General features: G+C 69.7%; 10 protein-coding genes. 8 read left to right on the top strand and 2 right to left on the bottom strand.

Annotated features, from left to right (window positions below; genetic code table 11):
* Positions 1-999: 999 nt before the first annotated feature.
* On the bottom strand, positions 1,000-1,638 hold the full coding sequence (locus tag A3CU_RS0100420; RefSeq protein WP_027940590.1) for a GntR family transcriptional regulator: 639 nt from the start codon (positions 1,636-1,638) through the stop codon (positions 1,000-1,002).
* Positions 1,639-1,705: 67 nt separating this feature from the next.
* Between A3CU_RS0100420 and A3CU_RS0100415 the strand changes: the two genes are divergently transcribed.
* Genes A3CU_RS0100415 through A3CU_RS0100405 form a run of 3 tightly spaced genes read left to right on the top strand, consistent with a single transcriptional unit; the run spans position 1,706 to position 6,089 of the window.
* Complete coding sequence (locus A3CU_RS0100415; protein WP_043840499.1) at positions 1,706-3,070, top strand: FAD-dependent oxidoreductase; 1,365 nt, start codon at positions 1,706-1,708, stop codon at positions 3,068-3,070.
* Positions 3,071-3,083: 13 nt separating this feature from the next.
* The gene (locus A3CU_RS0100410; RefSeq protein ID WP_027940588.1) at positions 3,084-4,748 is read left to right on the top strand and encodes a dihydroxy-acid dehydratase; all 1,665 of its coding nucleotides are present in this window, start codon (positions 3,084-3,086) and stop codon (positions 4,746-4,748) included.
* 33 nt (positions 4,749-4,781) lie between these two features.
* On the top strand, positions 4,782-6,089 hold the full coding sequence (locus A3CU_RS0100405; RefSeq protein WP_027940587.1) for an MFS transporter: 1,308 nt from the start codon (positions 4,782-4,784) through the stop codon (positions 6,087-6,089).
* Here A3CU_RS0100405 and A3CU_RS0100400 read toward each other — a convergent pair.
* Positions 6,076-7,089 carry an Lrp/AsnC family transcriptional regulator gene (locus A3CU_RS0100400; protein WP_027940586.1) on the bottom strand — a complete coding sequence of 338 codons (1,014 nt, stop codon included), beginning with the start codon at positions 7,087-7,089 and terminating at the stop codon, positions 6,076-6,078. The genes A3CU_RS0100405 and A3CU_RS0100400 overlap by 14 nt on opposite strands.
* Before the next feature lie 97 nt (positions 7,090-7,186).
* Between A3CU_RS0100400 and A3CU_RS0100395 the strand changes: the two genes are divergently transcribed.
* From A3CU_RS0100395 to A3CU_RS0100375, 5 genes are all read left to right on the top strand, one after another.
* Positions 7,187-8,470 (top strand): MFS transporter, encoded by a 1,284-nt coding sequence (locus tag A3CU_RS0100395; protein ID WP_052371340.1) that lies wholly within the window; start codon positions 7,187-7,189, stop codon positions 8,468-8,470.
* On the top strand, positions 8,467-9,930 hold the full coding sequence (locus A3CU_RS0100390; RefSeq protein WP_027940584.1) for a M81 family metallopeptidase: 1,464 nt from the start codon (positions 8,467-8,469) through the stop codon (positions 9,928-9,930). The genes A3CU_RS0100395 and A3CU_RS0100390 overlap by 4 nt, the downstream gene beginning before the upstream one ends.
* 792 nt (positions 9,931-10,722) lie before the next feature.
* Complete coding sequence (locus A3CU_RS0100385) at positions 10,723-11,733, top strand: LacI family DNA-binding transcriptional regulator (RefSeq protein ID WP_027940583.1); 1,011 nt, start codon at positions 10,723-10,725, stop codon at positions 11,731-11,733.
* Between the two features lie 176 nt (positions 11,734-11,909).
* Positions 11,910-13,082: a CaiB/BaiF CoA transferase family protein gene (locus tag A3CU_RS0100380; protein WP_027940582.1), complete on the top strand. Its 1,173-nt coding sequence runs from the start codon at positions 11,910-11,912 to the stop codon at positions 13,080-13,082.
* Positions 13,075-13,875: an enoyl-CoA hydratase/isomerase family protein gene (locus A3CU_RS0100375; protein WP_052371384.1), complete on the top strand. Its 801-nt coding sequence runs from the start codon at positions 13,075-13,077 to the stop codon at positions 13,873-13,875. The genes A3CU_RS0100380 and A3CU_RS0100375 overlap by 8 nt, the downstream gene beginning before the upstream one ends.
* The last annotated feature ends 74 nt before the right edge of the window (positions 13,876-13,949 follow it).

Raw genomic sequence — 13,949 nt, 5'->3', positions numbered from 1 at the left:
CCGAATCGGGACGCTCGACCACTGGTTAGGACACTCGCAGATCGAAGTGAGCAAGCACCAAGGGAGTGAGCATCAAACAACTGCGCTCAAGGCCATTCCAGACGATCGGCGATGCTGCCTACTTCCTTGGATGACCCTGTGACCCCTGTGAACTCATGAAAGGATCGCTTGAATCCAATTCTCGACGACTGTCCGATCGCCTCGTGAGGTGGTTGCGAAAGGGGGAGTGTATTGGAAGCCTCGCAAGAATCGTTGAGGCATAAGAACTTGCGACAATAAATCGGATGCGTGAACACGCTGGCGCTTGATCGCGACACATGGCATGGTCCGTCGCATGAACACGCAACCTGTGCATGGACGCCACGAACATGCGTTCGAGTCCCCCCTTGGACACAGTTTCGTAGCACGCCTGCGACATCCAACGTCCCTGTGCTTGAATGCACTCCGACACCTGACTGTGGCGGGTAGGTCGCGTTCGTGTGTCTTTCGGCGGTGGTCGTCGTGACCAGCGCGGTGGTCAAGCCGGTGGTCATCCCAGCAACTCCTGTGTGCTGCGACGGGCCGGCGGCCGTTTCCGCGCCGGTCATGACCTCGAGCCCCCAAGGTCTCCATGGTGTACGGCCCGAACTCGGTGCAAACCACCGGTTGGGCACCGGCCGATCCCCGCGACTCGGAGGGCGCGGCCGAGCGCCGCATCCGGGTCAGCCCGGTGATGGTGACGGACGGAATGACCGACACCGCGCGGCTGGAAACGCTCAGCTGCCTGGCCGAGGACGGCACTTCGATGCTGCACGCGGCGGAGGTGCTGACCGCCGACGAGGCGGCCCGGACCGTTCGCTGCGGACGTCTCGGACGAGACTCGGGTGGCCGGCCTAATCGCGTTCGCCACGAGCGCGTCGCGAAGTTGTTGCCGCGCCCGGTTGACCCGCGTCGACGGAGGTCACGGCGGCCCACTCGACGACCGCGATCGTCCTCGCGGGGTCGTGGTAAGCGCGTGAATCACTGGTCTCGCAGGGTCCGGTAGGTGAAGTCGGTCAGGTAGTCGTTCAGCCTGAGCGAGGCCTCCGACGCCTTGGCCTGATCCCCGTGGCGGATGGCGCGGAGGATGTCCCCGTGGAGGTCGGACGCTTCGGCCAGTTCCGCCTTCGGGTTCCGGAGGTGGGCGAACCAGAACCGGCGTGAGAGCCCCTGCAGCGGGGCCATCGCCACCGACAGGTACTCGTTGTGCGCGGCCTCGACGATCAGGGTGTGGGTCTGCTTGAGCAGTTCCCCGAACCGCCGGGAGTCGTCGCCGTCGAACGCGCCGAGCACCTCGGCCAGCGCCAGGATCCGCTCGCGCTGCTCCGTTGTGGCCCGGTGCGCGGCAAGGCGCACCGCGAGTTCCTCCACGCAGCGGCGTAGTTCGAGCACCTTGAGCTGCGCCTCGATCGAGGTCGGGGCGACGAACACCCCCTGGCTGGGGTGGATCTCGACCATGCGCTCCCGCGCGAGCCGTTGCAGCGCCTCGCGCACCGGAGTGCGGCCGAGTCCCGTGCGCTCCATCAGCCGGGCCTCCGACAACAGCGAACCCGGCGGGAGCTCCTGGAACGTGATCATGCGTTCCAGTACGTCGTAGGCCTGGTCGGCCTTGTTCGCCACGGGCGCCTCCTGCTCACTCCTCTGCTGGGTCTGGACAGTACCGCGCCGCACAATGTACAACCAATACATGACCAATATATCGGGATGGTCGCTGACCAGCCGCCCGCCGGATCAGGGGCTTGATGTGCTGGCTGAGGTCGATGTGCTCGTCGTTGGAGCCGGAGCAGCCGGGGTCGCGGCGGCGGTCGTCGCGGCCGAGGCGGGCAAGTCGGTGCTCGTCGTGGAGAAGTACGGCTTCGCCGGTGGCGCGGCGGTCGCCGGCATGTCCGGCACGATCTGCGGGATGTACCTCGCGTCGGACACCGACCGCGAGCCGAGGCAGGTCGTCGCGGGGTTCACCGAACGGTTCCGGCGGGAACTGGCCGCCCGCGGCGGTCTCACCGCACCGCAGGTCTACGGCAAGACCTGGACCGCGGCGCATGATCCGCTGGTGTGGCGCGAGGTCGCGGACGACCTCCTCGAAGCCGCGGGCGTCACGGTGCTGTTCCACACCGCCGTCACCGGCGTCGTCCTCGACGGGGACACCCACCGGGGGGTCGTGATCGAGTCGAACGCCGGCCGGGCCGTTGTGCTAGCCGCCAGGACGATCGACGCCTCGGGCGACGCGGCGGTGGTCGCCCGCGCCGGGCACCGCTACACCTTCGGCGACAACGGCGCGATCCAGAACCCGACCATGTTCTTCCGCCTCGGCAACGTTGACGTCGAGCGGTTCCTGGAGTTCTACGGCGAGGACACGATCTGCCCGCCGTACGTCACCGAGGAGATCCTCCGGGCGCGAGACGCAGGGCTGGACCTGCCCCGACAGAAGATCTGGATCTTCACCACCCCCAGGCCGGGCGAGCTGCTGGTCAACGCGACACGGCTGGCGGGCCGCGACGGCCGGATGCTCAACGTGATCGACCCCGTCGACTTCACCGAGGCCGAGATGCTGGGACGCCGGCAGGTCCGCGCTTACGCGCGCTTCCTGGGCGAACGGATCCCGGGCTGCGAAAACGCCTTCGTCGTGGACACCGGCGTCGAGGCCGGGATCAGGCAGACCCGCACGATCACCGGGATCGAGCGGCTGTCCAACGAGGACGTCCTCGCAGCACGCAAGCGCGAGGACGGGATCTGCCGGGTGCCGTGGCCGATCGAGCTACACGCCGGTGACCGGCCCAAGCTGACCTGGCTCCTCGACGACTACTACGAGGTGCCCTACGGCACGCTCGTGCCCGAACGCGGCGAAGGCGTCATCGTCGCGGGCCGCTGTCTGAGCGCCGAGCACGAGGCACTCGCCTCGGCGCGGGTCACCGCGCAGTGCTTCGAGTACGGCCACGCCGCCGCCGTGGCAACCCTGCTGTCGCTTGACAAGGGCCTCCCCTACCGGGAGCTCGACGGCCGCGAGGTCCGGTCGGCGATGGTCGCCAACGGAAGTGCACTTTCCCTTTCCTGACGGGAGAAACACCATGGACCAGCTGCGGAGCAACTTCGAGCCCGGCACCACTCGCTGGGCCGTGCGTCGCGCCCAGTGGAGCGCGATGGGCATCAGTGCCGAGGACCAGCGCAAGCCCAAGATCGCGATCGTCAACACGTCGTCGAAGCTGTCGGTGTGCTTCGCGCATCTCGACGACGTGGCGGGAGTCGTCGCGGACGCTGTCCGTGAGGCGGGCGGGTTGCCGCTGGAAATCCGGACGACCGCGCCGTCCGATTTCGTCACCAGCGCGGGCCGCAAGGCGCGTTACCTGATGCCGACCCGCGACCTGATCGTCAACGACGTCGAAGCTGCTGTCGAGGGCGCCCAGCTCGACGGCATGGTGCTGTTGTCGAGCTGCGACAAGACCACCCCGGCCCACCTGATGGCCGCCGCCCGGCTCGACCTGCCCTCGGTCATCGTCATCGGCGGCTACCAGCGGGGCGGCACGTTCTCCGGCTGCTCGGTCGACATCGACTCGGTGTACGAATCGGTGGGTGCCGTGGCGTCCGGGAAGCTGGGCGTGGACGAGCTCGGTGAGCTGGCCGACCGGGCGATCGAGGGGCCCGGTGTTTGCGCGGGCCTGGCGACGGCGAACACGATGCACGTGCTCGCCGAGGCCCTTGGCATGACGATGCCCGGTTCCGCGCCGACTCGCGCGAACTCCGCGCCGATGCTCGAACGAGCCGCGGCCGCGGGACGCCGTGCCGTCGAGCTGGTCCGGGAAGGGCTCACCGCCCGGAAGGTGCTGACCCGCGACGCCATCGAGAACGCGGTCGAGGTGGCGCTGGCGCTGGGCGGTTCGGTCAACTGCATCCGGCACCTCACAGCCGTGGCCGCGGAGGCCGATCTCGATCTCGACGTAGTCGCGTTGTTCGAGGAGAAGGGCCGCGGCGCCAAGCAACTCGCCGCCATCCGTCCAAACGGGACACACCAGGTGTGGGACCTCGACCGGGTCGGCGGGGTCCGGACCGTACTGCGTGCGCTGGCATCGCGGCTGCACACCGGCGCGCTCACCGTGTCCGGCAGCACCGTCGCCGAACTGATCGCCGAGGCGACCGAACCGGATGGCAACGTGGTGCGCCCGCTGGAGAAACCCATTGCCGACGAGCCGGGTCTGCTGATCCTGCGTGGTTCGCTGGCGCCGGACGGCGCGATCGTCAAGGTCGCCGGAGTGGGCTCGGCGCGCCGCCAGTTCTCCGGGCCCGCCAAGGTCTTCGCCGGTGAGGACGAGGCGATCGCCGCGCTCGGCCAGGGCGGGATCGAGCCGGGCCACGTGATCGTGCTGCGCGGGATGGGCCCGAGGGGCGGCCCGGGCACGGTGTTCGCCGCGAGCTTCGTGGCAGCGCTCAACGGCGCGGGTCTCGGCGGTCAGGTTGCCGTGGTCACCGACGGCGAACTGTCCGGACTGAACCACGGTCTCGTCGTGGGACAGGTGATGCCCGAAGCGGCCGACGGCGGGCCACTCGCCGGGGTCCAGGACGGGGACACCATCTCGATCGACCTCGACGCACGGCTGATCGACGCCGATCCGGTGCGCGACGGCAAGCCGGTCACCGCCGGGGATCCCGGCGCCGAACGCGGCTGGCTGGGCCAGTACGCGGCACTGGTCGGCCCGATCCAGCGAGGCGCGGTCCTGCGCCGTCCCGCCCGCCACTGAAGTTTCCCCTAGCCACCGAAGGAGCCGGCTTCCGTGAACACACCCCGACGGCACGCCCGCAGAGCCGGGATCGCCGCACTCGTCGGCACCACGCTCGAGTGGTACGACTTCCTGATCTACGGCACGGCGGCCGCACTGATCCTGAACAAGCTGTTCTTCCCCGCGATCAGCCCGGTCGCGGGCACACTGGCCACTTTCGCCACTTACGCTGTCGGCTTCCTGGCCCGGCCGCTGGGCGGGATCGTGCTGGGCAACCTCGGCGACCGGCTCGGCCGCAAGACGATGCTGGTGCTAACGATCGTGCTGATGGGTCTGGCGACCGCACTGATCGGCGTGCTGCCCACCTACGACCAGATCGGCGTGTGGGCGCCGGTGCTGCTGATCCTGTTGCGGCTCGTGCAGGGCTTCGGCGCCGGAGGCGAGTACGCGGGTGCCGTGGTGCTGTCCGTCGAGCACGGCGACCAGCGGCGGCGCGGACTGGCCGGGGCGTGGGCCCCGGCCGGTTTCGCACTCGCCACCTTGCTCGCGACCGGGATCTACCAGCTGTTCCTGTTGCTGCCCGACGAGCAGTTCCGCCAGTGGGGCTGGCGCGTGCCGTTCCTGCTGGGGATCGTCATGCTCGCGATCGGGTACTTCATTCGCAGCGGCGTGGACGAGACCCCCGCGTTCGAGAACGCGAAACAGGCCCAGCAGACCAAGACGGGACTGTTCGCCGCCCTGCGGCACGAGCCCAAGAGCTTTCTGGTCGTCGTCGGCGCCCGTTTCGCGGAGAACGGCTTCGCCTACCTGTTCCCCGTGTTCGCGGTCGCGTTCCTGACCAAGCAGCTGAACCTGTCCCAGTCGCTCGGGCTGACCGCGGTGATCGTCGCGTCGGCGGTGCAGGTGGCGGGGGTGCCCCTGTTCGCTTGGTTGTCCGACCGGTGGGGGCGGCGGCCCGTCTACGCGGCCGGGGCCATCGCGTCGGCGCTGTGGACCGTACCGTTCTTCCTCCTGCTGGAAACCCGCGAGCCGGTGGCCGTCGTGGCCGGGTTCGTGGTGGGGCTCGGTATCTGCTACCCGGCGATGCTGGCTCCGCAGGCCGCGTGGTTCGCCGAGCTGTTCGACACCAGGACCAGGCTCGCCGGATTCGCGTTCGCCCGCGAGATCGGTTCGGTGCTGGCCGGCGGTTTCCTGCCGCTGATCGCGACCGCGTTGCTCGCGTGGTCCGGCCACTGGTGGCCGGTCGCGGTGTACCTGGGGCTGCTGACGGTGCTCACCCTCATCGCACTCGCCGTCGGCCCCGAAACCCAGCGCCGCGACATCGAGTCCGCCGGTACGCGCTCGACGGTCACGACGGGTTAGCCCAGGGATCGACGGGGACGACGCGGGTGCTGCGGCCCAGTTCGTCGACGATCCGGCCGTGCACCTTGACCTGCCGCAGCACGATCCGGCGGTCCACGACGGACACCTTGGGGCACTCCAGCGCGATCCGCGTGAGCAGGTCACCGAGGTGATCCAAGGACCGTAGGCTCACGATCAGGGAGAGGTTGGCCGGGCCGGGAACCGCGGCGCAGTGCCGGGTTTCCGGCCAGGCGCCCAGCCGGCGGCCCGTCTCGCCCACCAGGAGGTCCGGCACCGCGAGCCACAGCAGTGCCATGGACTCCCACCCCGTGAGCGGGCGGGCGACGTCACACCGGAACGTGATGTCGCCGTGCCGCCGCAGGCGATCCAGCCGCCGCTTGACCGCCTGCGGTGACGTGCCCAGCTCCGCGGCCAGCTCTGTGTAGGGGCGCCGCCCGTCGTACCCCAGCGCGAGGAAGAGCGCGCGGTCCGCCGGGCCGAACGGCCGGATCTGTTCCGGTGCCGGCCCGGCGGGCTCGCGGACCAGCTCGGTCTGCGCCCGGTTCATCACGCCGAGCCGCCACACCACCCCACCGAACAGTCCGCTGTAGACGTACGAGCGGGCGTTGGTGACCTCCTGCGGGATCGGCAGCGTGCGCACCAGCACCTCGGCGACGGCGGGCAGGTTCGGCGCCAGCACCAGCGCGAACACCCCGAACTCCCCGGTGGTGATCCCGACCGTCGACACGTTCGGCAGCTCCGCGAGTGCCAGCGCGACGCGCTCCGCCGTGCGCGGACGACACGTCAGTTCCAGCAGTGCGCCGCGCATCGCGCTGTTGCTCAGCGCCACCGTGATCCACGCCGAGCCGGACTCGACGAGATGTTGCCAGCGCCGCGCCAGCGTGACCGGCGCGAGGTCCAGCGCTTCGGCGAGGTTCGTCCAGCTGGCCCGCGGGTGCACCTGCAGTGCGTCCACCAGCGCCAGATCGGTCTCGTCCAGCAGGTGGCTGTCACTATCCATCGTGTGCCGGGCCTTCGCCGTCAGTATCCGTCGATTTTCCGAGGAACTCCGGGGTCTTCTGGAGTGTAAACGGAAATTACCGGACCAGGGAGTGACCATGGTCGACATCTCCGACAAAGTCGTACCGGACGCGCTGTACCGCAAGGTCGGCAGCCGGATCCTGCCGTTGCTCGTGGTGTGTTACGTCTTCGCCTACCTCGACCGCGTGAACATCGGCTTCGCCAAACTGCAGATGACCACCGACATCGGGATCAGCGAGTCGGTCTACGGTCTGGCGGCCGGTATCTTCTTCCTCGGCTACGTGCTGTTCGAGGTGCCGAGCAATCTGCTGCTGCAGCGGATCGGCACGCGCAAGACGGTCTTCCGCATCATGCTGTTGTGGGGCCTGACGTCGGCCTCGATGCTGTTCGTGCACGACAGCACCAGCTTCTACGTGCTGCGGTTCCTGCTCGGCGTGTTCGAGGCCGGGTTCGCACCGGGCATCATCTTCTACCTGACATACTGGTATCCGCCCGCGCGGATGGCTGCGGCGATGTCGGTGCTGATGATCCCGGGCCCGCTCGGATCCATGATCGGCGGCCCGCTGTCCTCGCTCGTGCTCACCGCGTTCGACGGCGGGCTCGGGCTCGCCGGGTGGCAGTGGATGTTCCTCGTCGAGGGCCTGCCGTGCGTCCTGCTGGCGTTCGTGGTGTGGAAGGTGCTGCCCGACGGCCCCGCCGACGCCCGCTGGCTCACCCCGGCCGAGAAGGCCCGGATCGCCGCGGACGTGGCGGGGCCCGGGGCCACGCGGCACCACAGTTTCCGGCGCGTGCTGACCGATCCCAAGGTGTACGCGCTCGCCATCGGCTACTTCTGCCTGATCAGCGGCCTGTACGCGGTGAGTTTCTGGCTGCCGACCATCCTGAGGGAGAACGGGGTCGCCAGTTCCATCCACATCGGACTGTGGACCGCGGTGCCGTACGCGTGCTCGCTCGTCCTGATGTTCTGGTTGTCCCGCCGATCGGACCGGCGCGGGGAACGCCGTCTGCACAGCGCCGTCCCGGCGCTGGTCGCCGCGGCAGCGCTGGCGGTGGCCGCGCTCACCGCGCAGTCGTTCGCGGTCTCGATGCTCGCGCTGGTCATCGCCACGGCCGCGATGTGGGGCTCGTACACGGTGTTCTGGGCGATCCCGTCGGCGTACCTGACCGACACCGCTGCGGCGGGCGGGATCGCCCTGATCAACAGCATCGGGCTGCTCGGCGGGTTCTTCAGCCCCACGCTGATCGGCTACGTCAAACAGGCCACCGGGAGCACCGAGACGGGTCTGCTGTCGATGGTCGCCCTGCTGCTGATCGGGGGGCTGCTCATCCTGTTCACCAAGCTCCGGAACGAGGCACGATGAAGATCCTGGCCGCTGGTTTCCAGCATGAGACCAACACGTTCGCCGACACCCCCGCCGGTTACGGCAACTTCCTCAACGGGGAGGGGTTCCCGGCGCTGTGCCGAGGCGAGGAGGTGTTGCGGCTGGCGAACGTGAACCTGCCGATCGGCGGATTCCTGCGCGCGATGCGGGACGTGACCGTGCTGCCGGTGGTCTGGGCAGCCGCGTCCCCGTCCGGGCCCGTGACCGCCGACGCCTACGAGCGCATCACCGGGGAGATCCTCGACGCAGCCCGCTCCGCCCGCCCGGACGCGGTGTACCTGGATCTGCACGGCGCGATGGTCACCGAGCACCACGACGACGGCGAGGGTGAGCTGTTGCGCCGCTTGCGCGCGGTCGTCGGCGACGACGTGCCCGTCGTGGCGAGCCTGGACCTGCACGCAAACCTGTCCGAGGAGATGTTCGCCATGGCCGACGCGCTGGTCGCCTACCGCACTTACCCGCACGTCGACATGGCGGAGACCGGCGCCCGCGCGGCCGGGCTGCTCGCGCGGGCGATCGCAGGAGAGCGGCCGCGAGTGGCGTGGCGACGGGTGCCGTTCCTCATCCCGATCAACGCGGGCTGCACTGATCTGGAGCCCGCCGGAGCCGTCTACCGCGGCCTGGTCGAGGGGATGTCCTTCGCCGCCGGGTTCCCGGCCGCCGACATCCCGGACTGCGGGCCGGTGGTGTTCGGCTACGGCGGCGGGCTGGCTGAAGAGGTCGACCGGGTCCACGAACAGGTCACGAGCCGGGAAGCGGACTGGGCGATCGAGCTACCCGACCCGCGGCAGGCGGTGGCCGACGCGATCCGGCTCAGCTCCGATGGACCGGTCGTCATCGCCGACACCCAGGACAACCCCGGCGCGGGCGGAACCGCGCGTACCACCGGGCTGCTCAAGGCGCTGCTCGCCGCCGACCCCGGGCCGGCGGCGATCGGCCTGTTCACCGACCCGCAAGCGGCCGCCGCCGCCCACGCGGCCGGGGTCGGCGCGACGATCACCGTGGGTCTCGGCGGGGAACCGGCCGTGCCCGGCGACACGCCCGTGCACGGCCGGTTCACGGTGGAGCACCTTTCGGACGGCCGCTGCCGGTTCGACGGCCCGATGATGCACGGCAACGTCGTCGACCTCGGCCCGTCGGCGTGCCTGCGCAGCGGTTCCGTGCGGATCGGTGTCACGACCGGGCGGACGCAGGTGTTCGACCGCAACCTGTTCCGGATGGTCGGGATCGAGCCCGAGCGCCAGCGGATCGTCGTGGTCAAGAGCTCCGTCCACTTCCGCGGCGACTTCGCCCCCATGGCCGCGCACATCCTGGTCGCGAAGGCCCCCGGGGTGATGGCCGCCGATCCGGCGGATCTGGTGTGGACCAGGCTGCCGCCACAGGTCCGGATCACTCCCGCCGGGCGGCCGGCAGGTCGCGGGCCTGAGCGAACGTCGTGACCCCCGGCTCGGGGGACGCCCGGTACAGGTGTGCATCGAAGGTGCGCGCAGACAGGACGGCCGGTGCCGGATCAGGGCTCGTCAGCCGACCCGCGGCGAGCCGGACGGCCTTCTGCTGCTGAGGGCACAGGCGGGCGACGGATGCGCCATGACCTCGCAAGGTCGGTGCCGGACCTGCCGAGCTCGCCCTGGGGCATCGGCCGCGCGGAACAGCGACCGGTACTGCTGATACGCCGTTTCCCGCTCGGGGTTGCGTCTGCAGGACTGCGGGCCCGGGCGGGTCGGACCGAGATCGGTCGCGGCTTGACCGACTGCACCCGCGTCGGAAAGGGCCGTCCCGGTGAAGACTTGCGGGTGCGGCCCATGCGGTCAGCAGGGGAGTGTCGTGGCGTTCGGCCTCGTTGTTGCCTCAGGGGTGATGCGGTCTGGCGCATGAGTTGCCCGCCCCCCGAACACTGAAAGGAAGTCGTTCGGGGGCGGGAGTTGTCCGCCGGGAGGCCGAACGTCACGACCTCAACGTTTCCCGGACGGGTGAGGCGCCGGCCCAGCTGCAGCGCATCACCCCGGTGATCAAGAAGCGTTCCTCGCTCATGGCCGACCAGCCTTTCCCGGCTTCCGTGGGCGAGGCCAGGTCGACCGGCTGCCCGCCGGATCGGTGGCCTCGCTGACATCGATGGTGCTCACTCGAACCCGGGAGGTAGTAAAACACGGCGGAAGCTAGGTGCACAACCGGTTGTGCATCGCGCGCAACCGGTTGTGCCGCTGGTGTCTGATCGCGATATGCTCCAGCCCATGGCCACGTTGCGGGAGGTCGCCGAGGCGGCGGGGGTGTCCAAGGCGGTGGCTTCGCGTGCCCTGACGGGCGACTTCACGACCCGGATGAGCGAGGAAACCCGCCGACGGGTGCGCGCGGTCGCCGAAGAGCTCCAGTACGTGCCCAATCACCGGTCGCGGGCGTTGCGGTTCGCCAAGTCGGGCGCCGTGGGCCTGATCGTCCCGGATGTGAACAACGCCGTGTTCGCCGAGATGCTGGCGGGCGTGCAGGATCGGGCGGGCGAGGCGGGGATGTCGGTGCTACTGAGTCAGATCGACCCGCCGCCGGCCGGGCGCGACCAGTTACGCCGGCTGGTCGCCGAAGGCCGGGTCGACGGGGTTCTCCTGCAGCGGCGTGAGGATTTCGACGACACGCGCCTGCGTGAGGTGCTCGCCGGGGATCCGCCGGTGGTGCTGATCAACTCCAAACTGGCCGGGCGCGCCGGCTCGGTTGTCCTCGACGATGTCCGTGGGGCCGCGACGGCGACCCGGCACCTGATCGACCTCGGTCACGAACGCATCGGTCACCTCGCCGGCATGGCCGAGCACGACACGGCCGTCCGCCGTCACCGCGGCTTCACCGAGACCATGCGCGCGGCGGGACTTTCGGTGCGCCCGTCGTGGGTCGAGCGCTCCGGCTGGGAGGCGCCTGGTGGTGCCGCGGCCGTCACCAGGATGATGCAGCGGAAAACGCGGCCGACCGCGCTGGTGGTCTCGAGTGTCAACGCCGGAATCGGGGCGTTGTCGGCGCTGAGCCGCCTGGGTGTCCGGGTGCCCGAGGACCTGTCGGTGGTCGCGATCAACGACACCTGGGTCGCCGAAACCTGGGCGCCCGCCCTCACCACCGTGCGGATGCCGCTGCGCGCCCTGGGGCACCGCGCATGCGGGATGCTGCTTGATCACCTCGCGGGGCAACGGCTCGGCGACGTTGTGGTCGAGGAGCCGGTGCCGGAGCTGATCGTCCGGGAGTCGACGCGGCCGGTGCCTTGACCGGGAGGTCGGTCGCCGCTTAACATCTTCGCCGGTGTCCACTGTGGCACTTCACTCGAGCCCGGACATTTCCGTTCGGAGCCCCGGGATCGCTTCGCAGCTGCCCCTGCCGATAACTGCGATCCCTTGCCGATGCTCGTCGGCTGAGGCTCCTCGTTGACAGGACGAGGGCAACAATGCTTTCCGGAATCAAGATCGTCAGTTTCACCCATTTCCTGCAGGGCCCCTCGGCTACGCAGATCCTGGCCGACCTGGGCGCGGACGTCGTGAAGGTCGAACCACCGCAGGGTGCCTTCGAGCGCGGCTGGTCCGGCCCGGACGCCTACGTCGAGGGTGTGTCGGTGTTCTTCTTGCTCGGTAACCGCAACGTGCGCAGCATGGTGGTCGACCTGAAGAACGAGGACGGGAAAGCGGTGCTGCGCCGGCTGATCGACGGCGCCGACGTGCTCATCGAGAGTTTCCGCCCGGGGGTGATGGACCGGCTGGGGCTCGGCTACGAGAAGCTGCATGAGACCAACCCCGGGCTGGTCTACTGCTCGCTGTCGGGTTACGGGTCCGACGGCCCGTACAAGGACCGTCCCGGGCAGGATGTGCTCATCCAGTCGCTGTCCGGGCTGGCCTCGACGACCGGCCCGGCGTCCGGGCCGCCGACTCCGGTGGGCGCGTCGCTGGTCGACCAGCACGCTGCCGTGCTCGGCGCACTGGGCATCCTCGCCGCCCTGCACGGCCGCGAGCGCACCGGCGAAGGCACCCGGGTGGAGAGCAACCTCCTCAATGCCGCGCTGGACCTGCAGATCGAACCGTTGTCGTACTACCTGAACGGCTTCCGCGGGCAGCGGAGCACGAGCGGGATCTCCTCGCCGTTCTACAAGGCGCCCTACGGCGTGTTCGCCACGGCCGACGGGCACCTCACGATCTCCCTGACCAGCACCGACGCCCTGAGCAAGGTACTGGAGGAACCATGGTTCCGCGGGATCGAACCCGACGCCGAGTACGCGATGCGCGACGAGATCAACGCGCGTATCGCCGAACTGCTCGCCCAGAAGACCACGAGGTACTGGACCGAGCGCTTCGCCGAGTTCCGCATCTGGCACGCCCCGGTCAACAGCTATGACGACGTGGTGGCCGACCCGCAGGTGCGCCACAACGAGACGTTCCTGTCTTTCGACCACCCTTCGGCCGGCCCGGTCCAGGTCCTCGCCCACCCGATCCGCTACGGCGGGCAGCGCCCGGGAATCCGCCGCCTGCCCCCGGCGCTCGGGGAGCACACCGGGGAGGTCCTCGCCGAACTCGGGTACTCGGCCGAGGACATCGCACGCCTGCTGGAAGGCGGTGTGGTCCGTGGCTGACACAGCGCCGCGCCCGGTGCTGGTCGAGCGGTCCGCGCCGATCGCGGTCGTCACGATCAACCGGCCGGAGAAGTACAACGCGATCAACGCCGCCGTCGTGGACGCGCTCGAGAAGGCGCTCACCGAACTGGAGGACGATCCCTCCATCCGCGCGATCGTGCTGACCGGGGCGGGAAAGGCCTTCGCCGCCGGTGCCGACATCGCGTTCTACGCCGACGCGGACCGCGTGTCGTTCGACGCCTTTACCCAGCGGTGCAACACTTTGTGCGATCGGATCGCGACATGTGCTGTCCCCGTCGTGGCCGCGGTGAACGGCCTGGCGCTCGGGGGCGGGTTCGAACTCGTCCTCAGCTGCGATGTCGTCGTCGCGGCGGACGGGGCGTCGTTCGGCCTGCCCGAGGTCTGCCTGGGACTCCTGCCGGGCTGGGGCGGTACCCAGCGGCTGACCTGGCACGTCGGCCCCAACCGCGCCAAGTGGCTGGTGATGTCCGGCGAGCGCCTCGACGCGGAGGCGGCCGAGGCGGCAGGCATCGTCACCCACCGCTGCGCCCGGGACGAACTCGCGGCCCGGGCGGCCCAGGTCGCCACCACCCTCGCCGAACAGGCGCCACTGGCCGTCGCCGCGATCCGCGAGACGGTCACCGCCGCCGTGCCGGCCGCGGCGGAAGCGTCGGCCGGGGCGGGTTTCCAGCTGGAGAGGGCGAAGTTGTCCGCATTGTTCGAGTCGGCGGACGGCAGGGAAGGGATCGCGGCGTTCGTCCACAAGCGACCGCCCCGCTTCGGCGGTCGCTGAATACCCGCTGCCCGAAGGCGTTCTCGCCGTGCGCGAGTCCTGCTGTGCAGGACGGTTGTCGGGATGCTGCTCGA

This window comes from Amycolatopsis taiwanensis DSM 45107, from assembly GCF_000519205.1.
In the GTDB taxonomy this organism is placed as follows: Bacteria; Actinomycetota; Actinomycetes; order Mycobacteriales; family Pseudonocardiaceae; genus Amycolatopsis_E; species Amycolatopsis_E taiwanensis.
This window is presented reverse-complemented; position numbering and strand designations above follow the sequence as displayed.